This window comes from Natrinema saccharevitans, assembly GCF_001953745.1.
Lineage (GTDB): Archaea > Halobacteriota > Halobacteria > Halobacteriales > Natrialbaceae > Natrinema > Natrinema saccharevitans.
Genome location: NZ_LWLN01000001.1, coordinates 939113 through 964100, shown reverse-complemented (window position 1 = coordinate 964100; position 24988 = coordinate 939113). Strand labels below are relative to the sequence as shown.

Genomic DNA, 24988 nt, shown 5'->3' with positions numbered 1-24988 from the left:
GTATCTACCGTCATTGGTGTTTATACCGGCCTGCAAGCAATGCTTCTATTCAGCAGAGCGCGGACATTCCACTTTGCGTACTTTTTTGATGGCCGGATGAATTGAGTTCGATAATGCCAGATGCGGCCGCCGTCCACGACTCTCTACGGGCTATTGCCGACAGCGCAAACGACGATATGAGCGAGCGGGACGTTGAAAACCTGTTTTTGGAGCAGGGGTTCTACGATGCACTTGATTACGAGGGAACGGGTACGGACCTCCGGAGCGAGTTTACGCTCCCGGATGATCGACGACCGGACTATATCACACTGGATACCAACGAAGCCGTTACCGCGGTCTACGAGTTCAAGACGACAGGACGAGACCTGCCACCGAATGAAGATCAACTGTTCCACTACATGGACCATCTCCGGGCGGAATACGGCGTCCTCACCAACGGCGAGATGCTTCGGCTCTACCGGCGTGGTGACACCCGTCCGATGCTCGTCGTCTCACTCGAGTCAGTCACCGAGAGTGAGGTGCGTGATCTCGTCAGCGCCCTCCAGAAACGGGAGTTCGAACTCACTGACCCCGAGGACGTGAATCAGTTCCTGGAACGGCTCGAGCCGGTTCCATTGGACGAGCAAGCGGAACTCGGCCAGGAACACTTCTTCGATACCTTCCGGCTCGAGGAGGACGGTCCCTTCGCAGACCTCGTCATCGGGATGATGGACCTGCTTCAGGAACTCCGCGACGAACGGGAGGCGAAGTTCGTGAAGGGGGCATACGACTTCTGGGAAGCAACCTACGCCGATGTTCCCGACGATGACAACATCCCAGATTCGTGGGAGCCGTTTATCGACGGCAAGCAATCGCTTCGGGACTTCATGTTCTGTCTCGAGAGTGGTCACGCACTCCTCGCTCGGCTCCTGCTGGCCAAAGCCACTGAGGACCACGACTTCTTTGCCGGCACGGGCTACAACGGGATGGACGACTACTTCCGCGGCCTCCAGGGCTTCAGCGACAGCATCAATCTCGACGCGTTCCCGGTCGCGGCGGACAACCTCATCGACGATATGCAAGAGCAGTTGGTCGAGGGGCTGTTTCAGGACGACATTTTCGTGTGGTGGACCGACGGCTACGTCGAGCAACTATCCCGTGGACACGAAAGTGGTCCGAACCAGTTCGAGGCCGTCGCAGAGGGAACGGGCGAGGTCGAGCGAATCAGCGAAGCAACGCGGGACCGCTTCAGTCGAGCCGTCGCCGAGGTCTTCTTCAACGTCTTGCGGTTCGACTTCGCGGACGTAGAGGGCGACCTCCTCGGCGACCTCTACCAGCGCTACTTCGACCCAGAGACGCGCAAGGCCCTCGGCGAGTTCTACACGCCGCAACCGGTTATCGACTACATCATGGACGGCGTAGACTACAATCGCGGTGTCTCGAACGAGCGGCTTATCGACCCATCTTGTGGGTCCGGGACGTTCCTCGTGGAAGCTGTCGAGCGCTACATCGATGACGTTGAGAACTACGAGGACAATCCGGACTGGGAGGAACACCTACGGGATCTCTGTACGCGACCGCGAATCGTCGGGCTGGACATCCATCCGTTCGCTGTCCTCATGGCCCAGATTCGGTTCGTGGTCGCTATTCTCCCGGCGTACCGAAAAGCGAAGCAGCAGAACCCGTCTTACACTATTCGACGGCTTCCGATCTACCGCACTGACACCCTTCGCAACGAGCGAGAACTTACCGGGGTCGATATTGGGGACGACAGCACGCGGCAGTTGACCTTCGACGCGATGACCGAAGATGAACAGGACGTTCGGATTCCCGTTCCGCTACCGGTCGAAGTGGACGAGGACGGGGCCGCCGAGACGGAAGACGGGTTCCTCGTTCGGCGCGTGCGGATGCCGCTTTTCGATACCATCCAGTTGGAGACCGGTGTGAGCAACTTCGGCGAGTATTTCGCGGCGCTGCAAGGCGTCTTGGACACGGTAAAGGCGCATATGCGTCTGGCAGAGGAGTTCGGTGATGAATACGACTGGACGTACCAGAGCGGCCTCGAAGAACGCGTCAATCACTACACTTCGCGGGAATACGATGGGGTCGAGGACTTCTTCGAGCCGTACGTCAACGATATGCTCGAGAACGTCCGGTATCTCAAGGAGGAACACAACGACGGACGGCTGTTCAAGATGTTCGAGGACACCGTTCTGGCCCTCGTCGTCAAGAACTACATGGAGTACGACTACGTGGTCGGGAACCCGCCCTACGTCAGTAGCCAAAACATCCCAGATGAACAGAAAGAGATGATAGATAGTTTATATCCAGACTCTGCCACTGGCCAATATGACCTGTATTGCCCCTTCTTTGACCGTAGTTTAGAATGGTTAAACGAAGGTGATAGACTCGGATTTATCACACCGAATCAATTCATGGTTGCTAACTATGGTAAGGGTGTACGTAAACTCATTCAGGACAATACAGTTATTAAAGAAACTCAGGATTTCAGAGATTCAGGAGTTTTCAAAGATGCTACCAATTATCCTGTTATCACCGTTCTTCAAATAGAGGGAGACGAGGAAGTTCGAGAGAGCAATTCTATAAGATGTGGACGAGTCAAGTCAAATATTGATGATGAGAGTGGGAGAGAGTTAGATGAGCAGGTAGTGGAGACTATCAGAGAAGAATATGGCAATCCGGGCTATAGTGATGACTACGTAGACATCTTTGATTATCCCCAATCGAGACTTTCTGAAACTCGATGGCCGGTCATGCCTGAATACGAATGGCAGGTGTTCAAGAAAATCGAATCAGAAGCCGACCAAGTTGTAGGAGAAGTCACAGATGCTGTCTTCCAAGGCATTATGACCGGGAAAAAAGGAGTCTATATTGTTGACGTTCTCGATGCAGATATTGTAACTACCAGTGATTCGGGCAGTACTGTAACTATTTCACCTACGGGTAGCGAAGAAGAATATGAGATTGAAACAGATGTTCTTCGTCCCTTCATTGACGGCAAAGAAGTAGAACGCTGGCAGGTAACATGGGGCGGACTCCACATTGTACACCCATATCAGATGGAGGAAACCGGAGATGACGAAGAAACAGCGGAACTCATTGATGAAGAGACATTGTCGTCTGAACTTCCTCTTACACTGAACTACTTAGAGCAGCATAAAGAAGAACTCAGGAACCGTTCAAGTCTCGGTGACAAAGAGTGGTACGAATACAGTAGGCCACAAAACTTAGAGAAGTTTGAGCATCCAAAACTCATTCTTTCGAAAATTTCGGATAAAGCCACCTATATGTCCGATACAGAGGGTACATGGTACTTCACTACTCCTTATTCCGTTCTTCTTGACGAAGACCGGGGAGAAATTGCACAGGAGATGACCGCACAACTAAACTCAAAAGTGTTAGATTATTACTTTAAACATATATCGGCAGTAAAAGCAGGTGGCTTCTACGAATATCTCAATCAGTATATCACACCAGTCCCATGTATGGTTGAAGCGGACGATGGTGAATTTACTTCTATCCGAGGTTCCGTAGAGCAGATTCTTTCGGTTCATCATATTGAGAACAAGACCGACCGCTTCCCGGAGGCGTACCTCGGCGACTACGACGGCGAACTCGATTACATCACCTACGAGTGGCAGACGCGACGGTACCCGGTCAACGCCGACGTGCAAGCTGACGTGGACGATAACTTCACGGTCCAAGCCGGTCGGTCGGACACCATCAACGACCCAGCGATGTACTCCGATGACCGGGACGCACGGAAGCGACGAGCCGAGTACGTTCACGCCGCCGTCGATGGGCGGAACGTCAAGAGCGGCGAGGAAATGACCATCCCGATTCCACGAAGTGATGCCGGTGTTGAAGAACTACTCGACCGACTCGAAGCAGATCGTGACGAAGTGCAACAGACCGACATCGGGGCACTCGAGGCCGAAATCGACGAAGCAGTGTACGACCTGTTCGACCTGACCGAGAACGAGCGCGAGGTCGTCGAAGACTATCTCGAAGTGTTCTGATCCGGCGATCATACCCGGGGTTCCTGTTCCGCTTCTAACCGCAAGTTCGAATCCAACGGTCGCACTCGAGGCACGTCACTCGTCGTCCGATAACGTACTCGCGTCTAATTCACCCTCGAGATACGCCGTCCCCGCGTCGGTAATCACGTAGAACCCACGCGATGGCCGCTCGACGAGGCCGTACGAGGCGAGTTTTCGGCAGCGAACGCCGATGTAACCGTTGCTCCGATCGAGAGCGTCCGCGATCACCTTCGGAGTACCGGCGGTTTCTGATGCAAGGTATTCCAATATCTCGTCGTCAGCCCGTGTCATCCACTCAGCACGCTTTCGCATCTGTATAGCTATGCTGGACAGTGTTCTATGAAAGTATGTAGTAGATAGTCAACAACTACCTTCAAACATTCCAATTATAGGTTGGAAAACTCGATAGATTCTTTAAGCGTAGTTTTTTGTGTATTCAGTGAAATTATCTATCCGGGAAGCGTGATGGACAGACAAGCCGACCCGAAGAACTCGAGATCAATGCCCACACGTTTCCATCCCCATAACGACCAATGCCAACCGACGACTCGCGGGGGTCCGACGCCCCCGATCGACCGGACGAATCGACCGAAACTGACGCGCGAGCGGCGTCGCTCGAGGGGTACAGCGAACGCCTCGGAGCGATCGAAGCGATCAGTCGCAACCTGCTGGCGGCGGTCGAGGCGACCGCCGACGCCGACGATCGCGAGCAGGAGTGGCGACGGGACGCGACCCGGCACCTGCGGGAGATCCGCTCTGAAGCCGCGTTCGCCCGGCGAGCGCTGGCGGGACGCCCCGTCCGCGAGGGCGTGACGACCGACCGGGACGACGGTACCGCGTCGATGATCCGGACCAGCGGCGGCGGGGGCTCCGTCGTCCACGGCCCCGACCCGATCGCGTACCAACGCGACCACGGCGACGCCGACGAGCAGTAATCCAACCGACGCCACCGATCGTTTCGATCGATAGGCACGGAGAGAAACGACAGACAAGCGTCAGACGCTCCATAACGCTTATTCGGGCAGACACAGGTTGTATGGTCAATGGCTGGGTTAGACGACGTGTTCGGGGACCTCTTTGCGAGTGTCGATGCGGTCGTACTCTTCTCACCCAGCGGCTCTTACTACGAGCAGTTCGTGGAGATCGAGGACCTCGACGTGATCGTCGTCGGGACCGAAAACGCCGTCGGCGCGGAGACGTTCGTCGAACTCCCCCTCGAGTTCGAGAACGTCTCCGAACGGATCCGGTACGGCCTCGAGGGGGCCCTCGAACAGGGCGTGATCGAGGACGGCGACGAGGTGGCCTGTGCGACCAGCGTCTTCGAGGACGGAATCGATACCGTCTCGCGGGTGCGGGCCGACGCGGAGACCCGGACGGGAATCTACGACCTGTTCGTCAAGTCCCGCGCGGACCCGGAAGTGGTCAAGTCGGTGCTGGAGGTGGCGATCGAACTGGGCAAGAAGGGCCAGAAGGGCAAGCCGGTCGGCGCGCTGTTCGTCGTCGGCGACGCGGGCAAGGTGATGAACAAGTCCCGGCCGCTTTCCTACAACCCCTTCGAGAAGTCCCACGTCCACGTCGGCGATCCGATCGTCAACGTGATGCTCAAGGAGTTCTCGCGGCTCGACGGCGCTTTCATAATCTCCGACGCGGGCAAGATCGTCTCGGCGTATCGCTACCTCGAGCCCTCGGCGGAGGGGGTCGACATTCCGAAGGGGCTGGGCGCGCGCCACATGGCCGGCGGTGCGATCACTCGGGACACGAACGCGATCGCGATCGTCCTCTCGGAGAGCGACGGCCTCGTCCGGGCGTTCAAGGCCGGAGAACTCATCCTGGAGGTCGATCCGGAGGCGTACTGATATGGTAGCGTGGCAGCCGCTCCTCAACGAACCGGCCGTCATCGCGGCGGCGGTGCTGGCGCTCGGACTCGTCGTCGGCTATCTGGTCGGCCGACTCAACGAAGAACTGCTCTCGGCCTCGGGCGTCCCCGAGGCCGTCGAGGGGACCCCCTTCGAGCGGACCGCCCAGTCGATCGGCACCTCGACGGTCGAGATCGTCGCCCGCCTGAGTTCGTGGTTCATCTACGGCATCGCGGTGCTGACCGCGATCCACATCGCCCAGTTGCTCGACACCGACGCCTTCTGGCTGCGGGTCACGGAGTTCGTCCCCCAACTGTTCATCGCTGTCCTCGTTCTCATTCTCGGCTTCATCGTCGCGGACAAGTCGGAGCTGATCGTCAGCGAGTACCTCCGGGGCGTCAAGCTCCCCGAGGTGTCGGTCATCCCGAAAGTGGTCAAGTACTCCGTCCTCTACGTCACCTTCATCATCGCCCTGGGGCAGGTCGGCGTCCACGTCCTCGCGCTCTTGATCCTGTTGACGGTCTACGCCGTCGGCATCGTCATCGTCGGCACCGTCGCCTTCAAGGACTTCCTCGTCTCGAGCGCGGCGGGGATCTACCTGCTTCTGAACCAGCCCTACGGGATCGGCGACGAGGTCCGGATCGGCGACCAGACCGGCATCGTCCAGGAGGTCGATCTCTTCGTCACCAAGATCGAGGACGACTCCGAGGAGTACATCGTCCCCAACCGGAAGGTCTTCGAGGACGGGATCGTCCGGATGCGAGACTGAAGCGGGCCGTCGCCGGTCCGTCACTCGAGCGAGAGGCCGGCGTGCCAGCGGTCGACACCCGCCTCGCGTTTGACGGCGTCCATTTTCGCCAGCAGGCGCGTCGCGAGCGTCGCGGTTTCGGCGGCCCGTGACTCGCCCTCGGTCCGGAACGCGCCGGTCTCGCGGTTGGCGTAGACGGTACAGACCGCACCGGCCCGGAGCCCGTAGAGGTTCGCCAGCGTCAGGACGGCGCTGGCCTCCATCTCGATGTTCTTGACGTTCGCCGCTTTGAGTTCGTCGACCAGCGCGTCCGAACCGGCGGCCTCGAAGCCGTCGAATCCGGGCCGCCCCTGGCCCGCGTAGAACGAGTCCGAACTCATCGTCACGCCGGTGTGGTAGTCGTAGCCCAGCCGCTCGGCGGCGGCGACCAGCGCAGAGACGACCTCGCCGTCTGCGGCGGCCGGGTAGTCCTCGCGGACGTACTCGTCGCTGGTCCCCTCCTGGCGGACCGCGCCCGTCGTGATCACCAGATCGCCGACCGCCATGTCGGGCTGGATCGCGCCGCAGGAGCCGACCCGAAGGAACGTGTCGACGCCGATCCGGGCCAGTTCCTCGACGGCGATGGCGGCCGACGGACTGCCGATCCCGGTCGAGGTGACCGAGATCGGCGTCCCCTCGTACGTTCCCGTTGCGGTGCGGTACTCCCGGTGGTGGCCGCGGATCTCGTGGTCGTCCCAGAACGCCACGATCTTCTCGAGGCGTTCGGGGTTGCCCGGCAGCAACACGGTGTCGGCCACGTCATCGGGGCCGACCTCGAGGTGGTACTGTTCGTCGGCGTTCGGATCTTCGCTGTCTCGAGTCATCGAATAGCGGCGGTTCGGGTCGACGCTGTATATAAATCCGGGGCGAACCTAGCGACGGTATGGCACGCGGGACGCTCGCGGACGCCCACGTCGCGGCGATCCAGCACGGGTTGGTCGATCTGCCCGCCGACGCGACCCGGATCGGCGTCGTCCGTCGGCCGACCTCGTGGTTCCACGCGGCCGTCGACGAGAACCTGCCCGAACTCGGGCCTCCGGAACCGCTCCTCGAGTCGATGCGCGACGCCGAGGCGGACATGAAGCTGCAGGGGCTCTGCGAGGAGGGTGCCCACAACGCCGCCTGGGAGCGGGTCGGGTTCGAGGAGGCGTATCGCGACCACCTCGAGGACGACGGCGACGCGCGGGCGGCGATCGGAGCGCTCTCCGAGCGGTCGGCATCGGGCGAGTCGCTGGCGCTGGTCTGTGACGAAAACACCGAAAAGAAGCGGTGTCACCGGACGATCCTCCGGGAGTTCCTCGAGAGGTGAGTCGAATCCGTCTCGGGGCCGGCATCGATCGACCGGCGGCTCCGAGCCGCGACGGCGGGTTCGACGGCAGTGGCCCGAGCCGTCACTCGAGTGTCTCTTCGGTGATCGTGTTCGGCAGGAGTTCGCCAAGCGTGTACTCGGTCACCTCGTCGCCGCCCTCGTCACAGATCACGGTGAGATCGTCGTCGCAGAACTCCGCCAGCGTCTGGCGGCACATCCCACAGGGCGTGACGCCGTCGCGCCGCCCGGAACTGACCGCGAGCCGGGCGAACTCGCGGTGGCCGTTCTTGACCGCCTCCGCGACCGCGACCTCCTCGGCGTGGAGGCTGTTGCTGTAGTTGGCGTTCTCGAGGTTACAGCCGGTGAAGACCGCGCCGTCGGCCGTCTCGAGGGCGGCGCCGACGCGGTACTCGGAGTAGGGGACGTGGGCCCGGTCCTGTGCGTCGCGAGCGGCCGCGATCAAGTCGGTCATGGGAGTCGGTTCGACCGGCGGGGACCAAAGGATGTCGGCTCCGACGCCGGTCGTCGGCGACCGCTATCGGGCGTCCTCGACCGCCGACTCGACGACCGCGCTCGCCTCGTCGACGAGGTCGTCGACCGACTCGCTCTCGGCGTAGAGGCGCACGTAGGGTTCGGTGCCGCTCGGGCGAACCAGCAGCCACGAGGCGTCCTCGAACTCGAGGCGGACGCCGTAGTCGGTGTCGACGGTGGCCTCGGGGAACGCGTCGGGCAGGTCGGTCTCGAGGGCGGTCACGGCGTCGGCCTTGGCCGCGTCGGGACAGTCGAGGCTGACTTTCCGGTAGGGACGTTCGGTGACGGGCTCCCGGAGCCGGTCGGTGTCGCCGGCCGCGGCGACGACCGCGGCGACGACCGCGGCGCTCGCGACGCCGTCGATCCAGCCGCCGAAGGCGGTGTGGATGTGTTTCCAGGGCTCGGCGGCGAACGCGACCTCGGTGTCGGCCGAGCCGCGATCGCGCTCCCTCGCGATCCCCTCGTGGAGCGCCCCGAGCCGGACGCGCTCGACCCGGCCGCCGGCCGCGCGGACCCGCTCGTCGATGCGGGCGGAGGCGTTGGGCGTCGTGACGACGACGGGGTCGTCGGCGTCGCTGTCGGCCGCGTAACGGGCCGCGACCACCGCGAGGATCGTGTCCTCGTGGATCACGTCGCCGTCGGGACCGAGGACGACCAGTCGGTCCGCGTCGCCGTCGTGAGCGAGGCCGAGGTCGAACTCGCCGTCCGCGAGGAACGCCGAGAACTCCGAGAGCGTCTCCGGGGTCGGCTTGCTCCCCCGGCCGGGGAAGTGGCCGTCGACGGAGGCGTTGACCGCGACGACCGTCGCGCCGAGGCGCTCGAGGACCTGCGGCGTCGCGAGCGCGCCGACGCCGTTCCCGCAGTCGACGGCGATCCGCAGTCCCTCGAGCGGGTCCGCCGGGGTCGCGGCGTCGGCGAACCGCTCCCGGACGTAGTCGGTGACCGCGTCGCGATACTCGGAGAGGACGGCGAGACGTTCGCCGTCGCCCCACTCGTCCCAGTGGACGGGGCCGTCGTCGGCCGCGACGGCCTCGTCGACGGCCCGCTCGGCGTCGCTGTCGTACTCGACGCCGTCGGCGAAGAGCTTGATTCCGTTGTCCGCGGGCGGGTTGTGGCTGGCGGTGATCATCACGCCCTGTCGACCGCGCGAGGCGTAGGCCAGTGCGGGCGTCGGCACCCGTCCAACGCGGCGCACGTCGGCCCCGGCGCTCTCGAGGCCGGCCTCCATCGCCGCGGCGAGCGCCGGGCCTGTCTCCCGGCCGTCGCGGCCGACGACGAACGTCGTCTCTGGTTCGGCGGCGGCCTGCCCGACGGCGAGCGCGAGCGACGGTGTTACTTCGTCGACGGGGCCCCGAATCCCCGCGGTTCCGAAGAGAGTCATACGCGCCCGTTCCGCGAGCAGCCACTTAGCAACGTTGCAACGCGTTGCGGACGACGAGCGGAGCCGACGCCGGGCGAAAAGGGGATTACTCCGCGGGCAGGTCGTCGATCAGTACGACGGCCTCGCCGTCGATCACGGTCGCGTCGTCGTCCTCGTTGCGGACGACCGTCTCGAGGCGGTACTGGTCGTTGCCGAGGGCCTCGACGATCTCGACGCGGGCGGAGACCCGATCGCCGATCCCGACGGGGCCGCTGAACTCCAGATCCTGCGAGAGGTAGATCGTCAGCCCCGGGAGGCGAGCGAGGGCGGCACTGATGAGGCCGGAGACGAGCGTGCCGTGGACGATGCGCTCGCCGAAGCGGGTGTCGGCGGCGAAGCCCTCGTCCAGGTGGAGCCGGTTCGTGTCGCCGCTGACCGCGGCGAACGCCCGGACGTCCTCGTCGGTCAGTGCCTTCTCGAAGGTGACGGTGTCGCCGACGCTGATCCCGTCGGGGTCGTCGACGGTGCGGTCGAACCCCCAGTCGAGATCGGAGTACTCGATGGAGGGGATCGGCGGCGCGATCCTGTCGGCGTCGGAACCGTGGTCGCCGTCGGCGGCGACGGGAACCATCGCGGAGACGGCCGCTCGGTTGGCCGCGGTCGCGGTTCGGAGGAACCCCCGAGTCATCGCCGACCAGGCGTCGGTCATGGCGGCGAAGTTCTCACCCCCAGTGTGCTCGTGTGACATCTACGAGCGGCTAAGCGAGGGACGTATATGACTTCTTTGGCTGGTTTCCGGCCGAGCCAAGCTCGTTTTACCGGCGACAAACCGCCGTAAGACTCGATTACGACCGGGTCGTATTCCGGGGTCGTTCCGTCGTCGAGACGGCCGTGACCGATGAGCGGTCGGCACTCACGCGGCCCGCTCGAGACGGGGTGACCGCCCGGACGGACTGGCGACGCGACCCGGCAACGACTCGTCCCCTCTCGGAACCGCTCAATGGCAACAGATGGTATCTAGTGGAAAGCCTTATCATGTCCGCGAGCCAAGGTACTGTTGATGACGGACGACTCCGACCGATCGCCCTGGTTCCCGCCTGCGATGTTTACCGAGCAGATGCAGGAAGCGGGCGAGCAGGTTGCCCAGTCCCAGCAGGAGATGATGAAACAGTTGCTACAGGCCAGCTCGGCGAACCCGCTCGAGGACACGTCGGCGTTCGGCCCGATGAACATGGGCACGGCGACGTTCAAGGCCCGCGTCCAGAGCGGCGGTCGGATCAGTATTCCCGAACCCGAACGGGACGCCCTCGACATCGAGGAGGGCGATATCGTCCAGACGATCGTCGTCCCCGTCAAACGCAACCGAGAGGACCACTCATGACCCAGAACCCATTCACCGCAGTCTTCGACGCACAGCGCACCGCACTCGAACAGAGCCAGTCGTTCGCCCACGAAGCCCTCGAGGCCCAGCGCGCCTCGATCAGCGCCGTCGCCGACGTCGTCGAGACGTCGGGCTCGCTGGCCGAGTCCAACGCCGAACTGACCAAGGGCGCAGTCCACGCCTACTTCGACGCCCTCGAGGCGTCGATGCCCGAGGAGGCCGCCGAGTTCGACGACCTCCGCGACCTCGTCGACGAGGGCTTCGACTCCGCGACCGAGGCCCAGTCGCAGTCGCTCGAGGCCGTCCTCGAGGCCCTCGAGGAGTCCGAACTCGCCTACGAGGAGTTCGCCGCGAACTACTCCGAAGTCGTCGACTCGTCGTTCGACGCCGCCCTCGAAGCCCACGAACAGGTCGAGGAAAACGTCGAGTCCGTCGCCGACAACGTCGAGACCGCCGCCGACGAGTTCGACGCGTCGGCCTGAATCGGGCCCTCCCGTTTTTCACCCACCATCCCCAATTCCCGCATATGTCTGACCAACACCAGCCCCGGGCAGGAGACTGGAGCGCGTTCGCCGAACAGTGGAACGAGCAGTTCCTCGACGCACTCGAGGACAACATGGAAGCGCAGGCCCAGTTCGTCGAGCGCTGGTCCGAAAGCGTCGGTGAACTGAGCGAGGAGGAGGAACTCTCCGACGGCGTCGAGGGCTACGCCCGCGCCTACGAGACGTGGATGAACGCCTCCCAGCAGATGGTCGATCGGATGAACGACCAGCTCGAGGGCGAGGACGTCGATATCGACGAGTTCCGCGACATCTGGCTCAACACGGCCAACGAGGCGTTCAAGGACGTCATGTCGACGACCGCCTTCGCCAAGATGACCGGCGAAACGGTCGGCGACGTCCTCGAACTACAACAGCAGGCCGACGAGGCCGCCCAGGAGACGCTGCACACGCTCGGCTTCGCGACCGAGAACGACGTCGTCGAGGTCGGCGATCGGCTGGTCGAACTCGAGCGCCGCCAGCACGCCGTCGAGGAGAAACTCGACCGCGTTCTCGTTCACCTAGAGGAGCAATGAAGAACCCCTTCGCCACCGCCCTGAACATGCAACGGCAGGCCTGGGAGGCGACCGCCGACCTGGCCGAGAAAACCGGTGTCGCACCCGACCGGACCGAAACCGTCGAGAACGTCGGCGTCGGGCAAACGCCCAGCGAGGTCGTCTACGAGGAGAACAAACTCCGGCTCCTCCACTACGAGCCGATGACGGAGGAGCAACACGACATCCCCATCCTCGTCGTCTACGCGCTGATCAACAAGCCCTACATCCTCGATCTTCAGCCCGATCGGTCCGTGGTCCAGACGCTGCTCGAGGCCGGCTTCGACGTCTACCTGATCGACTGGGGCGAACCCTCCAAGCTGGACCGGACCCTCGGCCTCGACGACTACGTCAACCGGTACATCGACAACTGCGTCGACGTGGTCCGCGACCGATCGGACCGGGAGTCGATCAACATCCTCGGCTACTGCATGGGCGGGACGAAATCGGCCATGTACGCCTCCCTGTACCCCGAGAAAGTCGAGAACCTGGCGCTGATGGCCGCCGGGCTCTGCTTCGACGGCGACGGCGGCGTCCTCGAACTGTGGGGCAGCGAAGACTACTACGACCCCGAGACGGTCACGGCGACGTTCGACAACGTCCCCGCCGAGTTCTTGGACGTCGGCTTCGCCCTGATGGACCCGGTCGCGAACAACGTGACGAAGTACGTCCGCTTCTACGACAACATGGAGGACGAGGACTTCGTCGAGAACTTCGCCCGGATGGAACGGTGGCTCGACGAGGGGATCGACGTCGCCGGCGAGGCCTACGAGGAGTTCATCCGCGACATCTACCAGGAGAACAAACTCTACGAGAACGAACTCCGGCTGGGCGGCGAACACGTCGATCTCGCCAACGTCGACATGCCCGTCCTCCAGATCGTCGCGGAGTACGACCACCTCATCCCGCCGGCGGCTTCCAAGCCGTTCAACGACGCGATCGCCTCGGACGACACCGAGATCCTCGAGTTCGCGACGGGACACATCGGCATGTCCGTCTCCTCGCGAAGCCACGCGGAACTCTGGCCGGAGGTCTGTGACTGGTTCGAGGCGCGTTCGAACGGGACGGACGAACCGTCACGCGCCTCGGATCGATCGAGCGGCGACGAGCCGCGAGACGCCGAGTCCGAACCGCCGACTACCGAACTCGAAACCGCGGACGCAGGGCCGGCCGGGGACGTTGCCGGCGACGAATCGGGAGCCGGCGACCTCGCCGACGGCGGCATCGACGTCGAGACGGGGACGGATATCGACGCCGCGACGAGCGAGTTCCACGGCGAGGACCGCTCGGACGAGGAGATCGAGTCCGAACCCGACGACCTCACCGATCTCCGGGGCGTCGGCGAGGCCTACGCAGAGGCGCTCGCCGGGGCCGGGGTCGAGACGGTCGCGGAGTTGGCCGACGCCGACGCCGCCGACCTCGCCGCCGAGACGGGGATCTCGCCGAACCGGATCGAAGACTGGATCGAGCAGGCTCGAGAGCGCTGACGGCGGCGTCGACGACGGGATATTCGGTTCGTCTCCGGTTGTCCTCACCCTCACAGTCCTGATAGCTAACAGGTCGTTATTTACCGTCGGCCGTCGAATGTGCGAGTTATGTCCATGGATGGTCGCACTTGCGTTATTACGGGCTCGGCGAAGGGGATCGGTCGCGGCATCGCCGAGTACCTCGGCGAGGAGGGGGCGAACGTCGTCATCAACTACCGGTCCTCGGAAACCGCAGCACACGAGGCGGTCGACGCCATCGAATCGTCCGGCGGCGAGGCCGTCGCGGCCCAGGCCGACGTCTCCGACCGCGCGGCGGTCGAGAACATGGTCGAAGTCTGCCACGAGGCGTTCGGTCCGGCGGACGTCCTCGTGAACAACGCGGGGATCACGGCCGACAAGCAGTTCACCGAGATGTCTCCCGAGGAGTGGAACCGCGTGATGGACGTCAATCTGGGCGGCATGTTCAACTGCACCCAACTGTTCTACGACGATATCTGGAACGCCGAGGAGGGCCGACTGATCAACATCTCGAGCGTGGTCGGCAAACAGGGCAACTACGGCCAGGCCAACTACGCGGCCGCGAAAAGCGGCATGTTCGGCTTCACCCGAACGATCGCCCTCGAACTCGCGAAGGGCGGGTCGACGGCCAACTGCGTCGCGCCGGGCTTTACCGCCACCGACATGCTCGAGAGCGTCCCGGACAAGGTGTTAGACCGGATCATCGCGGAGATTCCGCTCGAGCGACTGGCAGAGGTCGAGGACGTCGCGTCGGTGGTCCGATTTCTCGCCAGCGAGGACTCCTCGTACGTGACCGGCGAAGTGATCGACGTCAACGGCGGAATGGATCTCTAACCGACCGAAGAGATCGCTTGCGATGGGGCCTCGGTTGCCGGACCCGCGAGTCAGGAGCGACCGGGAAGGCCCGAGATCGCTTCCCGCGTTTCCGCGACCAGTTCCTCGACGAGCGCGCCGGCGGGCCGGCTCTCGTCGACCAACCCGACGCTCTGGCCGGCGAACAGCGCCATTGACTCGATGTCGCCCTCGACGGCGGGCGTCGCGAGCGCCTCGTCGTAGCGCTCGATCGGATCGCCGTCGCGAGTCGCGACCACGTCGCGTTCGCCAGGCCGGTGGCCCGACGGCGGCCGTCCCTCGCGCTCCCACCGCTCGAGGGTCTCGTTCTCGAGGACTCGGTGTGGCGTTCCCGGCCAGCCCTTGTCGAACAACGTCGTGTGAGCGGTGTCGGTCTCGTCGCTCTCGCCGAGTCGGCGTCGGTAGGCGTCGTGGACGCGCGCCTCCTCGCTCGCGACGAATCGGGTGCCGAGCCACGCGCCCGCGGCCCCGAGCGCGAGCGCGGCGGCGATTCCACGTCCGTCGGCGATCCCGCCGGCCGCGACGATCGGCACCGCGTCGCCGACCGCGTCCGCAACCCGCGGCACGAGCGCCGTCGTCGCCACCTCGCTCTGGAGGTGGCCGCCGGCCTCGAGGCCCTGCGCGACGACGACATCGACGCCGGCGGCGACGGCCTCGCGGGCCGCCTCGGCGCTGCCGACCGTCTGCATCACCGTCGCGTCCGCCTCGTGGACCCGATCGACGTACGGAGCGGCGTCGCCGAACGAGAGGGTGACGATCGGCGCGCCCGCCTCGAGGACGGCCTCGAGGTGGGCCTCGGTGTCGACGACCGTCGTCGCCTCGTCCAGCGCGAGGTTGACCGCGAACGGCTCGTCGGTCAGGTCGCGAGTCTCGCGGATCGCCCGCCGCGTCTCCTCGCAGTCGCGCCACGTGACGGCGAGGTGGCCCAGCCCGCCGGCCTCGGAGACGGCCGCCGCGAGTTCCGGGGTCGTCGCGCTCCCGATCGGTGCCTGGACGATCGGGTACTCGATTCCGAGCAGATCACAGAGCGGCGTCTCCAGCGTCATTCCTCGCGCTGTCGTTTCTCCTTCTCGAGGACCCGCACGTTCTCGATCCCGGTGTCGGGGTACTGGCCGTCCGCGTCCTTCTCGACGGCCTTGACCATGTCCCAGACGACGTTCAGGCCGGTCGTCACGCCCTCGAGGGCCTCCATCTCGCAGCCGGTCTTACCGGTGGTCTCGACGCCGACCCGGAGTTCGATGCGGTCCTCCTCGAGGTCGAACTCGGTGTCGACGTTCGTGATCGGGATCTGATGACACATCGGGATCGTCTCCCAGGTGTGTTTGACTGCCTGAATCGCGCCGATACGGGCGGTCGCGAGGACGTCGCCCTTGCCGATCTCGTCGGCCCGGATCGCCTCGATCGTCGCGGGTTGGAGACGGATCTCGCCGGCCGCGACGGCGCGGCGCTCGCTGTCGGGTTTGTCGCCGACGTCGACCATCTGAACGTCTCCCTCCGCGGTGGTGTGCGTGAGATCGTCGGCGCTGCCCTCGCCCGCACCGTCGACCGAACGATCGTCACTCATCGCTACCACCCCAGAGGACCGCGGGAAGCGCCGCGAGCATGTCCGACGCGAGGAAGCCGTACTCCTCGCGCTCGGCGAGCCGTTCGCCCGCGAGCCCGTTGACGTGGGCGCCCGCCGCGGCGGCCTCGAGCGGGCCGGCGTGTTCGAGCAACGCCGCGACGATCCCGGCGAGCGTGTCGCCGGTGCCGCCGACCGTCATCCCGACGGTGCCCGAGCGGCTGATCCGCGTGCGCTCGCCGTCGGTGATCACGTCGTTCGCGCCCTTCGCGAGAACGACGTGTCCCAGGTCGGCCGCGAAGGCCTCGATTTCGTCGGCCGCGGCGGCCAGATCGTCCGTGTCCGGACCGCCCATCCGCGCCAGTTCGCCGCGGTTTGGCGTACAGACCAGCGTCGCGTCGGTCTCGATCTCGGGGACGACCGCGAGCGCGTCGGCGTCGACGACCGCCCGGCCCGTGTAGGCCGAGAGGAACTGGCGGGTCGCCTCGAGGGTCTCGTCGGCGGTCCCGAGGCCGGGGCCGATGACGACGACGTTGTCGTAGCGCTCGGCCGTCTCGAGGAGGTCGTCGGCCACGTCGGGCGTGAGGACCCCGCTGTCGTAGGGCTGGACGATCAGGTCCTCGCTGTAACCCTGAATCTCCCCGGCGACGGAGTCGGGCGCGGCGACGAAAGACAACTCCGCGCCGGCCCGCAGGGCGGCCTGTGCGGCCAGCGCCGGCGCGCCGGTGTAGGGACCGCCGCCGATGACGTTGGGTCGTCCCTCGCGACCGTCCGGCCGCGCGAGGCTCACGTCGCCGGGCCCGACGAACCGCTCGGCGGCGGCCGGGATGCCGATGTCCGCGACCATCACTTCCGCCTCGAGGTCGTCGAGTCCCGGCTTCGTCTCGTGGAAGGTGACGACCCGATCGGCCTCGACGCCGTTGTCGGCGTGGTCGCCGCCGTCGGCGTCGAACCCGGAGGGCACGTCGACCGAGACGACCGTCGCATCGGCGGCGTTGATCGCCGCGGCCGCGGTCGCGGCCGGCTCTCGGAGGTCGCCGCTGATCCCGGTGCCGAGCATCGCGTCGACGATCACGTCCGCCGCGGGAAGGTCGACCTCGCTCGAGTCCGCGATCTCGCGCGTCTCGTAGTCGGCCCGCTGGAGAGCCGCCCAGTTCTCGCGGGCGATCTCGGTGCCGATCCGCTCGGCTCGGCCCAGCAAGATCGTCGTGACCGAATACTCGTCCAGAAACCGGGCCGCGACGAACGCGTCCCCGCCGTTGTTACCGCGGCCGGCGACGATCGCGACGCTCGCGCCCGACTCCGCGACCTCGCGGACCGCGCGGGCGACGGCGTGCCCGCTCGACTCCATCAGCTGCTTTCGCGGGACGCCGAGCGCCGCGGCGTTCTCGTCGACGGCGGCCATCCGCTCGCCTGTAATCATGGCTACCGGTTCGACCGGCCGACTGGTGAAGATTGCGGACGACCGGTAGCCTCAAATCGCCGCGGTCCCCAGCCACGCCGTGAACGTCTTCTGGCTCGACGAGGACCCGCGGAAAGCAGCGCGGTACCACTGCGATCAGCACGTCAACAAGCTGCTGCTCGAGGCCGCGCAGGTCCTGTGTACCGCCGCCCGCGAGAACGGCCTCGAGGCCGAGTTCCTCTATGGCTCGACCCACGTCGATCACCCCGTCACGAAGTGGGCCACCGAATCGCGGGCCAACTGGCTCCGGCTGCGCGACCACGCCGAGGCGCTCAACGCGGAGTTCGTCGAGCGCTACGACAAGGACGAGGCCCACGCCAGCTGGTCGGTCATCGAACGCATCGACGTCGACGAGATCGAGTTCCCGTCCGACGAGCCGACGCCACGCCCCCAGGCGATGCCGGATGAGTACAAGCGACCCGGCGATCCGGTCGCAGCCTACCGCGCCTACTACGCCGGCGAGAAGGCCGACTGGGCCGAGTGGGCGTACACCGAGGAGCCGCCGTGGCTCGGGGCTCACCTGCCGGATTCCGAGTGAGCCGACGGTGCCCCGCGAACTCCACTCACCGAAGCGGCCCATGAGACGTGTCCCCGAGGCCCGCGAGACGACGACTCGATAACGATTATTCGACTTAATTCCGCACCTAGAGTTGTGAACTCATAAGTTCCCCCGACCCGTACTGCGTACATGAACGCGCTCGACGCAACCGACTCGATCGACAGCGCCGACGACGACTTTCCCGACCCCCCGCTCGCACAACCGGACCCCGACATCTATCTGCCCGGAACGCCGACCGCGTCGTTCGTCGAGTACGTCGCGGTCGCAATCCGAACCCTGCGTCGGTGAATCGACACCGGCGTGACCGAAGCGGCCGCGAAGGAGAACAGCTTTCTCGACTGGTACTGCCAACGACGGCTCAGTACCGGATTTCGAACCCGTCCTCGCCTCGCGGATTCTCGTACTCGACCGTGACGTCGTCGACCTCGGCGGCGGGGCTGCCCGTGTGACACCACTCGACTGTCGCCTCGACGGCGTCGTCGGGCCCTTCGAAGACCGCCTCGACGCGGCCGTCCTCGAGATTCTTGACCCAGCCGTCGACGCCGTTCTCCCGGGCCGTGTCACGGGTGTTCGCGCGGTAGTAGACGCCCTGTACCGTTCCGGAGACGAAAACGTGTGCGCGGGTGCGGTCGGCCATGTTCGTGCCCTCGAGCGCGACGGGCAAAAATCCGCGGCCGGTCGGCCGGCGAGTGACGCGACGACGACGCGTCGGAACCGCCCCGCCTACGTCTACTAGGACGCTTCGTAGCGGCGAGCGCCGACGATCATCCGGGCGGCAAGCACGACGACGCCGACGGCGAACGCGATCCAGACCGCGTCCGAGCCGCCGAACGAATCCGTGTATTCGACGGCGGCGACGAGGAGAACGAGCGCCGCCACGTACAACGTATTGGTGCCGATGAAGTCCGCCAGCCCCTCCTCGTCGGTCACCCGGTCCGGATCGTAGCCCGCGATCAACCGGACCGCGCCGACGTACTTGATCAGAACCCCGAGCGTCCCGACGAACCCCGCAGCCACGAGGAGACCGATGACCGAGTCCGTGACCATACCGAACAATTGACACGGATCTCACAAAATTCTTCCGAACATCGGTCCCGGTTGCGTGATCGATACTCGCCGGATCGGCGGTCTCGAGCCGTTACTCGCCGGGCCAGCAGGACCGACCGGTCACTCGCCGGTTCGGAGGTGATGGAAGATGTACGTCTGGGCGTAGCCCGCGAACTCCCCGCCGAGTCGGTCTCGGATCGCTCGAGACGTGTCGGCGTAGGAACCCCGATCGCAGTCGGGGTAGTACTCCTCGATCGCCGACCTGATCCACGTATCGAGCGGGACGGCCTCGTCGAAGCCAAGCGAGAACAGCAGAACGCAGTCGGCGACCTTCTCACCGACGCCGACGAACTGCGTCAGGTACTCGCGGGCGGCCTCGTACTCGAGATCGCGGGCCGCGGCCGGATGCGCCTCGCCGTCGGCGACCATCTCGGCGGTCCGGACGACGTAGGGGGCGCGATACCCTAATCCGAGGTCCCTGAGATCGGCCTCGGTCGCGGCCGCCAGTTGCGCGGGCGTCGGGAACGCGTCGTAGGTCTCGCCGTCGAAGGCGATCGAACTGCCGTATTCCCGAGCCAGCGCCGAGACCATCCCGTGGATTCGGCTCACTCGCATCTGCGCCGAGCAAATAAAGGCGATCAGCGTTCCGAACGGCGGGTCCTGAACGAGACGCAGCCCGCGATGGGCCTCGTAAGCCTCCCGAAGTAAGGGATCGTCCGGCCCGGCAGCGACAATCGCCTCGAGGTCGTCGTCCAGTCGCAGGAGTCGCCGGACGGTCTGCTCGGCGTCGGCCGTCGATTCCCACTCGAGGCGATCGTCGCGACGCCGAACGCGGATCACGTCGCCGTCGACGACCGTCGAGTACCACGCGCCGGGCGCGGGGTCGCCGCCGTACATCTCGCCGTCCTCGCGTCGCCAGAGGTAGCTCTGTCCGCTCTCGAGCGTCCGATACAGATCGAGTCCACCGGCGAGTTCCGCGAGTTCGATCGTGCCCGTCGCCATTCGTTGGGGCCTTCGCGGGGGTGGGCTTTTGCCTTTCGAACCGGCCGGCTGACCCAGTACGCAAGCGTGTGTCCGTCACTCCACAGTCGGGCGAACCTTCTTACTGTAGGCCACACAATGTCTAGGTATGAATTGCAGGGTTGTCGTCGAAGCTGCCGTGCCGGTGTTTGACGTCGAAACGCCGGACGAGGCGATCCGTATCGCCATCTCGAAGACGGGCGAGATGTTGAACCCTGACCTGAACTACGTCGAGATCAACATGGGCGAACGCACCTCTCCGTCCGGAGAGGAACTGCCCCCCGCGTTCATCGCGGCCGACGAGGCACTCGTCGCGCTCGAGTTGGAGATGACCGTCTTCAACGTCGAGCGCGAGGAACACGCCTCGCGAATCGCGCGCAAGGAGATCGGTCAACGCCTCGAGAACATTCCGCTCGAGGTCACACAAATCGAGGTCCTCGAAGACGAAGACGCCGAAGACGAAACGGACGGATCAGCCGGGACCGAGTCGGCCGACGGCGAAGCCATCGAGTCGTCGACTGACGCCGACGAGGACGAGAGTGACGACGAGGAAATCCTCCCCGAGTTCGAGGATCTAGTCGAGTAGTCGTTCGTTTCTGACCCGTTCGAACGGCAGTCGTGGTTCTCGAGCGGTTCGTCGACAGCCGAGAGATAGATCTCGTCGGGTAGCGGTTGCGACGGTCGGAGGATACGACGAGTGACTCAGTCGGCAGTAGCGGCGACTGCTTCCTGCTCCCCTTCCTCACGCATGTTCTTCGTGATTCCCCCGGCGAGTGCAAAAACAGCGGCCTTGTGGTCGGTCTTCGATTTGTGGATGGATGTCGGTCGGATCCCTTTGGCTTCGTATTTCTCGAGATCGATCTGACAGTTGTCCCACTCGGCGCACTGGTTCGATACCTCCGCGAGAAGGCCGTGAAGGTGAATGAGCTCCTGCTTCTTCATAACCATGCAGTCCTACCCACTGCAGGGTTATATTATTATCTTGAGTTGCGTTAACACGCGGCTCGTGGCAGTCGAACGGTCTGTCATCGTCCGGTACGGTTCGAACGGCTCACCTACAATGACGTAATCACGTGCAGGGATCGGGGTAGAACCGCCTTTCTCGCCGTAATCATTTCTTTCTCCCCAAGTTCCGAGACGCTGACTACGGAGAGTTAAACGGTGACTACTCGGAGAACGCCGGCGGGAACAGCCGGTACTTCTAGCCGAGCTGTTTCAGTGTCTGGAGGTCGCGATCCGTCCGCATGAACTCGGCGGTCCGGTGGGAGGCATGGCAGTTCGGGCAGTGGAACATCTCCGCAGCTGCGGGGAGTTCGCCCGGGGAGACCTGCCAGTCTTTGGTACATTCGGGACACAGTAACTGGACGGTCGTCGTATCCATGTGACTCCCTTTCACTGGGGGACAGAAAAGCGTTGCCGCAGTTTCGGACGGTCGAGAATACCACCCGCCTCGAACCGGCCTGACAGATGACGGTCGGAAGCGCTTACGCGGGTGCGGCCGTATCGGAGGCCTCGAGTAGCTCCTTGTAGCGGTTGCGGATGGTGACCTCGGAGATGCTGGCGACGTCGCTGACCTCGTTCTGGGTGACCTTCTCGTTGGTCAGCAGGGCGGCAGCGTAGACCGAGGCGGCCGCGAGGCCGACCGGCGACTTGCCGCTGTGGACGCCCTCCTGTCGCGCGGACTCGAGCAGTTCGCGCGCCATGCGTTCGGTCTCGTCCGAGAGATCGAGGTCGCTGACGAAGCGGGGCACGTAGTGTTCGGGGTCGGCCGGCTTGACCTCGAGGCCGAGTTCCCGAATGATGTAGCGGTACGTGCGGGTCAGTTCCATCTTCTCGACGCGGCTGACCGCCGAGATCTCGTCGAGACTGCGGGGCGTGCCGGCCTGTCGGGCGGCGGCGTACAGCGACGCCGTGGCGACGCCTTCGATCGAGCGACCCGGCAGCAGATCCTCCTCGAGGGCGCGCCGATAGATGACGCTTGCAGTCTCGCGGACGTTCTCGGGGAGGCCGAGCGCGCTGGCCATCCGGTCGATCTCGCCGAGCGCCTGCTTGAGGTTGCGCTCCTTGGAGTCGCGGGTTCGGAACCGCTCGTTCCAGGTGCGCAGGCGCTGCATCTTCTGGCGCTGGCGGCTCGAGAGCGAGCGGCCGTAGGCGTCCTTGTCCTGCCAGCCGATGTTGGTCGAGAGCCCCTGGTCGTGCATCATGTTGGTCGTCGGCGCGCCGACGCGGGACTTCTCGTCTTTCTCGGCGGCGTCGAAGGCCCGCCACTCGGGGCCGCGGTCGATCTCGTCTTCCTCGACGACGAGGCCACAGTCCGTACAGACCGTTTCGGCGTGTTCGTCGTCCGAGACCAGTCGGCCGCCACACTCGGGGCAGTGTTCCTGTTCGTCGGATACCGCGGTCTCTTCCTCGGTTTCGGTCTCCCGCTCGTTCGTATAGGTTCGGATGCTCGTATCTGTCATTGTGTATCGGGTGGGTTACTCGGGGCTCCCGGGTGGGGTAACCAGAAGAAACCCGGTCGCCTCGGCTAACATAGGGTAAGGCCGAAACGCATATAAATGTTTCGCCTACTTTATAAACTAACCGTATTTTCTATTATATGGGTTTCGGTTACATAGTGATTAATCGTGTGGGTTACCTTGCCGGAGATCGAGTGCCATCGGGCGGCCCGGATCGCTACTCGACGGTGAAGAGATGGCCCTCTCTCGGGACGTCGAACAGCCCGACACGGGCACCCGCGTCCAGCCACGCGTGTCCGTACGAAAACGACGCGAGAGCGTTGACGAGGTCGTCGTGCTCCCGGAAGTGGTTGCCGTCGTCCAGATACGACGCCGCCATCTCGTAGCAGTCGGCGGCCGCCTCGGCCATCGGTGTCCCCTCGGGCGGCGCGATCGTCGCTTCCTCGAGCGCCTCCGCGAGCAACTCCCCGTACCGGTTCGTCTTCTCCTCGAGATCGGCGGCCATATCCGACCTCTCGTCGCTCGAGTCCGTAAGTGCGTCGCCTCTTCGATCCGGTCTTCCGAACGACGAACGGTCGACGCGTCGGCGGGGGTTCCGACCACTGTCTCCCGCGAGCTCTCCGTATGAGTCACGTCCCGGAAATCACTCGAGCGGGGCCCTGAACGCGCTCAGGGCCGTCGTAGCAAGCGGGAGCGATTGCTGAGAACGCAAGCGGTTTAGGCGTTCTGCCCCAACCGGAACGCATGAGCGACCAGCCACGCGTCGAGATTTATACGAAGGCCGATTGTCCGTCTTGTGAGAAGGCAAAAGACCTCTTCGACAGCAAGGGCATCGAGTACGAGACGTACAACGTCACCGACGACGAGGGCCGCTTCGAGGAGATGGTCGAGCGTGCGGACGGCCGCCAGACCGCTCCCGAGGTGTTCATCGACGACGAACTCATCGGTGGCTGGGACGACACCGCCGCACTGAACGAGACCGGCGAACTCGACGAGAAACTGGGCGTCACCGAAGAGAGCGGCGACGAGATCGTCGAACACCGCAAACTGATCATCGCCGGCACCGGGATCGCCGGCCTCACCGCCGCCATCTACGCCGGCCGCTCGAACAACGAGCCGCTGGTCATCGAGGGCGACGAGCCCGGCGGGCAGCTCACTTTGACCACCGACGTCGCCAACTACCCCGGCTTCCCCGACGGCATCGGGGGCCCCGAACTGGTCAACAACATGAAAGAGCAGGCCACACAGTTCGGCGCGGAGCTACAAAACGGCATCATCGAGTCGGTCGACGACTCGAGCCGCCCCTTCCGCGTCGAGATGAAAAACGGCGACGTATACACCGCCGACGCCGTCATCGCAGCCTCGGGTGCCAGCGCCCGCACGCTCGGCATCCCCGGCGAGGACGAACTCATGGGCTACGGACTCTCGACGTGTGCGACCTGTGACGGCGCGTTCTTCCGCGGCGAGGACATGCTCGTCGTCGGCGGCGGCGACGCCGCCATGGAGGAAGCGACCTTCCTCACGAAGTTCGCCGACACCGTCTACATCGCCCACCGCCGCGAGGAGTTCCGCGCGGAAGACTACTGGGTCGATCGCGTCCAGGAGAAAGTCGACGAGGGCGAGATCGAGATCATGAAAAACACCGAACTGATCGAGATCTACGGCTCTCAGGAGGAGGGCGTCGACCACGTTACTCTCGTCGAAAACGAGCAGGGACACCCCACCGACCGCCTCGAGGACCCCGAAACCGAGGAGTTCGACTTCGACGTCGGCGCGGTCTTCTTCGCGATCGGCCACACCCCAAACACCGACTACCTCGCGGACACCGGCGTCGAGACCGACGCCGACGGCTACCTGAAAACGAAAGGCGGCGACGGCGGCGGCCAGACCGAAACCGACGTCCCCGGAATGTTCGGCGCTGGCGACGTCGTCGACTACCACTACCAGCAGGCCGTCACCGCGGCCGGTATGGGCTCGAAAGCCGCCTTGGACGCCGACGAGTATCTAGAGGATCTCGAGCGCGCCGAGTCGACGGCCGAAGAAGCCGAACCCGCCGCGGCCGACGACTGAACTCGCGCGTCGTATCGGTCCCGCGACGGTTGCGGTCGATCGAGCCCGGTCGCTCTTTTGACGACGCGTTCGATTCCACTCTGATCACCGGCCATC

At 64.5% G+C, this 24988-nt stretch carries 29 protein-coding genes; 14 read left to right on the top strand and 15 right to left on the bottom strand.

The window, feature by feature from the left end; all coding sequences use genetic code 11:
* Positions 1-113: 113 nt before the first annotated feature.
* Positions 114-4019 carry an Eco57I restriction-modification methylase domain-containing protein gene (locus A6E15_RS04960; protein ID WP_076144288.1) on the top strand — a complete coding sequence of 1302 codons (3906 nt, stop codon included), beginning with the start codon at positions 114-116 and terminating at the stop codon, positions 4017-4019.
* Positions 4020-4094: 75 nt separating this feature from the next.
* On the opposite strand, the gene A6E15_RS04955 is transcribed toward A6E15_RS04960, so the two are convergent.
* A complete protein-coding gene (locus A6E15_RS04955) occupies positions 4095-4331 on the bottom strand; it encodes a hypothetical protein (RefSeq protein WP_084177390.1) in 237 nt (78 codons plus the stop codon).
* 242 nt (positions 4332-4573) lie between these two features.
* On the opposite strand from A6E15_RS04955, the gene A6E15_RS04950 reads away from it, so the two are divergent.
* The 3 genes from A6E15_RS04950 to A6E15_RS04940 all read left to right on the top strand — a co-directional run bounded on the left by A6E15_RS04950 (position 4574) and on the right by A6E15_RS04940 (position 6665).
* Positions 4574-4975 carry a hypothetical protein gene (locus A6E15_RS04950; RefSeq protein ID WP_076144286.1) on the top strand — a complete coding sequence of 134 codons (402 nt, stop codon included), beginning with the start codon at positions 4574-4576 and terminating at the stop codon, positions 4973-4975.
* 108 nt (positions 4976-5083) lie between these two features.
* Positions 5084-5896, top strand: coding sequence for a diadenylate cyclase DacZ (dacZ, locus tag A6E15_RS04945; RefSeq protein ID WP_076144284.1), 813 nt, complete (start codon positions 5084-5086; stop codon positions 5894-5896).
* Between the two features lies 1 nt (position 5897).
* Positions 5898-6665 carry a mechanosensitive ion channel family protein gene (locus A6E15_RS04940; RefSeq protein ID WP_076144282.1) on the top strand — a complete coding sequence of 256 codons (768 nt, stop codon included), beginning with the start codon at positions 5898-5900 and terminating at the stop codon, positions 6663-6665.
* A gap of 20 nt (positions 6666-6685) precedes the next feature.
* On the opposite strand, the gene A6E15_RS04935 is transcribed toward A6E15_RS04940, so the two are convergent.
* The gene (locus tag A6E15_RS04935; protein ID WP_076144280.1) at positions 6686-7507 is read right to left on the bottom strand and encodes a nucleoside phosphorylase; all 822 of its coding nucleotides are present in this window, start codon (positions 7505-7507) and stop codon (positions 6686-6688) included.
* 59 nt (positions 7508-7566) lie between these two features.
* On the opposite strand from A6E15_RS04935, the gene A6E15_RS04930 reads away from it, so the two are divergent.
* Positions 7567-7992, top strand: a complete 426-nt coding sequence (locus A6E15_RS04930; RefSeq protein ID WP_076144278.1) for a DUF488 family protein, N3 subclade — start codon at positions 7567-7569, stop codon at positions 7990-7992.
* 82 nt (positions 7993-8074) lie between these two features.
* Here A6E15_RS04930 and cdd read toward each other — a convergent pair whose 3' ends face one another.
* The 3 genes from cdd to A6E15_RS04915 form a co-directional block, all read right to left on the bottom strand.
* On the bottom strand, positions 8075-8464 hold the full coding sequence (gene cdd, locus A6E15_RS04925; RefSeq protein WP_076144276.1) for a cytidine deaminase: 390 nt from the start codon (positions 8462-8464) through the stop codon (positions 8075-8077).
* A gap of 63 nt (positions 8465-8527) precedes the next feature.
* Positions 8528-9904, bottom strand: a complete 1377-nt coding sequence (locus A6E15_RS04920) for a phosphohexomutase domain-containing protein (RefSeq protein ID WP_076144274.1) — start codon at positions 9902-9904, stop codon at positions 8528-8530.
* Between the two features lie 85 nt (positions 9905-9989).
* Positions 9990-10631 (bottom strand): MaoC family dehydratase, encoded by a 642-nt coding sequence (locus A6E15_RS04915; protein ID WP_076144272.1) that lies wholly within the window; start codon positions 10629-10631, stop codon positions 9990-9992.
* A gap of 312 nt (positions 10632-10943) precedes the next feature.
* On the opposite strand from A6E15_RS04915, the gene A6E15_RS04910 reads away from it, so the two are divergent.
* From A6E15_RS04910 to A6E15_RS04890, 5 genes are all read left to right on the top strand, one after another.
* A complete protein-coding gene (locus tag A6E15_RS04910) occupies positions 10944-11264 on the top strand; it encodes an AbrB/MazE/SpoVT family DNA-binding domain-containing protein (protein ID WP_066297119.1) in 321 nt (106 codons plus the stop codon).
* Complete coding sequence (locus tag A6E15_RS04905; RefSeq protein WP_076144270.1) at positions 11261-11746, top strand: hypothetical protein; 486 nt, start codon at positions 11261-11263, stop codon at positions 11744-11746. Before A6E15_RS04910 ends, A6E15_RS04905 begins: the two co-directional genes overlap by 4 nt.
* 44 nt (positions 11747-11790) lie before the next feature.
* Positions 11791-12339 carry a poly(R)-hydroxyalkanoic acid synthase subunit PhaE gene (locus A6E15_RS04900; RefSeq protein WP_076144268.1) on the top strand — a complete coding sequence of 183 codons (549 nt, stop codon included), beginning with the start codon at positions 11791-11793 and terminating at the stop codon, positions 12337-12339.
* The gene (gene phaC / locus A6E15_RS04895; RefSeq protein WP_076144265.1) at positions 12336-13844 is read left to right on the top strand and encodes a class III poly(R)-hydroxyalkanoic acid synthase subunit PhaC; all 1509 of its coding nucleotides are present in this window, start codon (positions 12336-12338) and stop codon (positions 13842-13844) included. Before A6E15_RS04900 ends, phaC begins: the two co-directional genes overlap by 4 nt.
* A gap of 108 nt (positions 13845-13952) precedes the next feature.
* Positions 13953-14696, top strand: a complete 744-nt coding sequence (locus tag A6E15_RS04890; RefSeq protein ID WP_076144263.1) for a beta-ketoacyl-ACP reductase — start codon at positions 13953-13955, stop codon at positions 14694-14696.
* A 50-nt stretch (positions 14697-14746) separates the two neighbouring features.
* Here A6E15_RS04890 and A6E15_RS04885 read toward each other — a convergent pair whose 3' ends face one another.
* From A6E15_RS04885 to A6E15_RS04875, 3 genes are read right to left on the bottom strand one after another with little or no spacing between them, the layout of a single operon-like run.
* The gene (locus A6E15_RS04885) at positions 14747-15760 is read right to left on the bottom strand and encodes an NAD(P)H-dependent flavin oxidoreductase (protein WP_076144260.1); all 1014 of its coding nucleotides are present in this window, start codon (positions 15758-15760) and stop codon (positions 14747-14749) included.
* Positions 15757-16278, bottom strand: a complete 522-nt coding sequence (gene moaC, locus A6E15_RS04880; RefSeq protein ID WP_076148193.1) for a cyclic pyranopterin monophosphate synthase MoaC — start codon at positions 16276-16278, stop codon at positions 15757-15759. Before moaC ends, A6E15_RS04885 begins: the two co-directional genes overlap by 4 nt.
* Positions 16271-17698, bottom strand: coding sequence for a bifunctional ADP-dependent NAD(P)H-hydrate dehydratase/NAD(P)H-hydrate epimerase (locus tag A6E15_RS04875; protein WP_076144257.1), 1428 nt, complete (start codon positions 17696-17698; stop codon positions 16271-16273). Before A6E15_RS04875 ends, moaC begins: the two co-directional genes overlap by 8 nt.
* A gap of 79 nt (positions 17699-17777) precedes the next feature.
* On the opposite strand from A6E15_RS04875, the gene A6E15_RS04870 reads away from it, so the two are divergent.
* Together A6E15_RS04870 and A6E15_RS20790 are read left to right on the top strand one after the other, a co-directional pair.
* Complete coding sequence (locus A6E15_RS04870; protein WP_076144255.1) at positions 17778-18275, top strand: hypothetical protein; 498 nt, start codon at positions 17778-17780, stop codon at positions 18273-18275.
* 150 nt (positions 18276-18425) lie between these two features.
* A complete protein-coding gene (locus A6E15_RS20790; RefSeq protein WP_175607174.1) occupies positions 18426-18584 on the top strand; it encodes a hypothetical protein in 159 nt (52 codons plus the stop codon).
* Positions 18585-18654: 70 nt separating this feature from the next.
* Here the strand turns inward: A6E15_RS20790 and A6E15_RS04865 are convergent, their stop codons facing one another.
* The 3 genes from A6E15_RS04865 to A6E15_RS04855 all read right to left on the bottom strand — a co-directional run bounded on the left by A6E15_RS04865 (position 18655) and on the right by A6E15_RS04855 (position 20345).
* On the bottom strand, positions 18655-18933 hold the full coding sequence (locus A6E15_RS04865) for an acylphosphatase (protein ID WP_076148191.1): 279 nt from the start codon (positions 18931-18933) through the stop codon (positions 18655-18657).
* Between the two features lie 95 nt (positions 18934-19028).
* A complete protein-coding gene (locus A6E15_RS04860; protein ID WP_076144254.1) occupies positions 19029-19343 on the bottom strand; it encodes a DUF3784 domain-containing protein in 315 nt (104 codons plus the stop codon).
* 120 nt (positions 19344-19463) lie between these two features.
* Complete coding sequence (locus tag A6E15_RS04855; RefSeq protein ID WP_076144251.1) at positions 19464-20345, bottom strand: DNA-3-methyladenine glycosylase family protein; 882 nt, start codon at positions 20343-20345, stop codon at positions 19464-19466.
* 127 nt (positions 20346-20472) lie between these two features.
* Between A6E15_RS04855 and A6E15_RS04850 the strand changes: the two genes are divergently transcribed.
* On the top strand, positions 20473-20949 hold the full coding sequence (locus A6E15_RS04850; RefSeq protein WP_076144249.1) for a DUF555 domain-containing protein: 477 nt from the start codon (positions 20473-20475) through the stop codon (positions 20947-20949).
* Between the two features lie 116 nt (positions 20950-21065).
* Here the strand turns inward: A6E15_RS04850 and A6E15_RS04845 are convergent, their stop codons facing one another.
* From A6E15_RS04845 to A6E15_RS04830, 4 genes are all read right to left on the bottom strand, one after another.
* Positions 21066-21305 carry a UPF0058 family protein gene (locus A6E15_RS04845; protein WP_006179697.1) on the bottom strand — a complete coding sequence of 80 codons (240 nt, stop codon included), beginning with the start codon at positions 21303-21305 and terminating at the stop codon, positions 21066-21068.
* 259 nt (positions 21306-21564) lie between these two features.
* Entirely contained in the window at positions 21565-21744 is a 180-nt protein-coding gene (locus tag A6E15_RS04840; protein WP_076144247.1) for a DUF7836 family putative zinc-binding protein, read from the bottom strand.
* Between the two features lie 103 nt (positions 21745-21847).
* The gene (locus tag A6E15_RS04835) at positions 21848-22825 is read right to left on the bottom strand and encodes a transcription initiation factor IIB (protein WP_076144245.1); all 978 of its coding nucleotides are present in this window, start codon (positions 22823-22825) and stop codon (positions 21848-21850) included.
* Between the two features lie 214 nt (positions 22826-23039).
* Positions 23040-23327: a DUF357 domain-containing protein gene (locus A6E15_RS04830; protein ID WP_066297147.1), complete on the bottom strand. Its 288-nt coding sequence runs from the start codon at positions 23325-23327 to the stop codon at positions 23040-23042.
* 239 nt (positions 23328-23566) lie between these two features.
* On the opposite strand from A6E15_RS04830, the gene A6E15_RS04825 reads away from it, so the two are divergent.
* Positions 23567-24892 carry an FAD-dependent oxidoreductase gene (locus A6E15_RS04825; protein ID WP_076144243.1) on the top strand — a complete coding sequence of 442 codons (1326 nt, stop codon included), beginning with the start codon at positions 23567-23569 and terminating at the stop codon, positions 24890-24892.
* The last annotated feature ends 96 nt before the right edge of the window (positions 24893-24988 follow it).

Bases quoted from the DNA above. Each gene is read 5' to 3' on its own strand.
- moaC (WP_076148193.1), bottom strand. From the start codon at position 16,278: ATGAGTGACGATCGTTCGGTCGACGGTGCGGGCGAGGGCAGCGCCGAC.
- A6E15_RS04885 (WP_076144260.1), bottom strand. From the start codon at position 15,760: ATGACGCTGGAGACGCCGCTCTGTGATCTGCTCGGAATCGAGTACCCG.
- A6E15_RS04900 (WP_076144268.1), top strand. From the start codon at position 11,791: ATGTCTGACCAACACCAGCCCCGGGCAGGAGACTGGAGCGCGTTCGCC.
- A6E15_RS04830 (WP_066297147.1), bottom strand. From the start codon at position 23,327: ATGGCCGCCGATCTCGAGGAGAAGACGAACCGGTACGGGGAGTTGCTC.
- A6E15_RS04890 (WP_076144263.1), top strand. From the start codon at position 13,953: ATGTCCATGGATGGTCGCACTTGCGTTATTACGGGCTCGGCGAAGGGG.
- A6E15_RS04825 (WP_076144243.1), top strand. From the start codon at position 23,567: ATGAGCGACCAGCCACGCGTCGAGATTTATACGAAGGCCGATTGTCCG.
- A6E15_RS04935 (WP_076144280.1), bottom strand. From the start codon at position 7,507: ATGACTCGAGACAGCGAAGATCCGAACGCCGACGAACAGTACCACCTC.
- A6E15_RS04920 (WP_076144274.1), bottom strand. From the start codon at position 9,904: ATGACTCTCTTCGGAACCGCGGGGATTCGGGGCCCCGTCGACGAAGTA.
- phaC (WP_076144265.1), top strand. From the start codon at position 12,336: ATGAAGAACCCCTTCGCCACCGCCCTGAACATGCAACGGCAGGCCTGG.
- A6E15_RS04905 (WP_076144270.1), top strand. From the start codon at position 11,261: ATGACCCAGAACCCATTCACCGCAGTCTTCGACGCACAGCGCACCGCA.
- dacZ (WP_076144284.1), top strand. From the start codon at position 5,084: ATGGCTGGGTTAGACGACGTGTTCGGGGACCTCTTTGCGAGTGTCGAT.
- A6E15_RS04910 (WP_066297119.1), top strand. From the start codon at position 10,944: ATGACGGACGACTCCGACCGATCGCCCTGGTTCCCGCCTGCGATGTTT.
- A6E15_RS04955 (WP_084177390.1), bottom strand. From the start codon at position 4,331: ATGACACGGGCTGACGACGAGATATTGGAATACCTTGCATCAGAAACC.
- A6E15_RS04835 (WP_076144245.1), bottom strand. From the start codon at position 22,825: ATGACAGATACGAGCATCCGAACCTATACGAACGAGCGGGAGACCGAA.
- A6E15_RS04850 (WP_076144249.1), top strand. From the start codon at position 20,473: ATGAATTGCAGGGTTGTCGTCGAAGCTGCCGTGCCGGTGTTTGACGTC.
- A6E15_RS04845 (WP_006179697.1), bottom strand. From the start codon at position 21,305: ATGAAGAAGCAGGAGCTCATTCACCTTCACGGCCTTCTCGCGGAGGTA.
- A6E15_RS04940 (WP_076144282.1), top strand. From the start codon at position 5,898: ATGGTAGCGTGGCAGCCGCTCCTCAACGAACCGGCCGTCATCGCGGCG.
- A6E15_RS04930 (WP_076144278.1), top strand. From the start codon at position 7,567: ATGGCACGCGGGACGCTCGCGGACGCCCACGTCGCGGCGATCCAGCAC.
- A6E15_RS04950 (WP_076144286.1), top strand. From the start codon at position 4,574: ATGCCAACCGACGACTCGCGGGGGTCCGACGCCCCCGATCGACCGGAC.
- A6E15_RS04915 (WP_076144272.1), bottom strand. From the start codon at position 10,631: ATGTCACACGAGCACACTGGGGGTGAGAACTTCGCCGCCATGACCGAC.
- cdd (WP_076144276.1), bottom strand. From the start codon at position 8,464: ATGACCGACTTGATCGCGGCCGCTCGCGACGCACAGGACCGGGCCCAC.
- A6E15_RS04875 (WP_076144257.1), bottom strand. From the start codon at position 17,698: ATGATTACAGGCGAGCGGATGGCCGCCGTCGACGAGAACGCCGCGGCG.
- A6E15_RS04960 (WP_076144288.1), top strand. From the start codon at position 114: ATGCCAGATGCGGCCGCCGTCCACGACTCTCTACGGGCTATTGCCGAC.
- A6E15_RS04860 (WP_076144254.1), bottom strand. From the start codon at position 19,343: ATGGTCACGGACTCGGTCATCGGTCTCCTCGTGGCTGCGGGGTTCGTC.
- A6E15_RS20790 (WP_175607174.1), top strand. From the start codon at position 18,426: ATGAACGCGCTCGACGCAACCGACTCGATCGACAGCGCCGACGACGAC.
- A6E15_RS04855 (WP_076144251.1), bottom strand. From the start codon at position 20,345: ATGGCGACGGGCACGATCGAACTCGCGGAACTCGCCGGTGGACTCGAT.
- A6E15_RS04840 (WP_076144247.1), bottom strand. From the start codon at position 21,744: ATGGATACGACGACCGTCCAGTTACTGTGTCCCGAATGTACCAAAGAC.
- A6E15_RS04865 (WP_076148191.1), bottom strand. From the start codon at position 18,933: ATGGCCGACCGCACCCGCGCACACGTTTTCGTCTCCGGAACGGTACAG.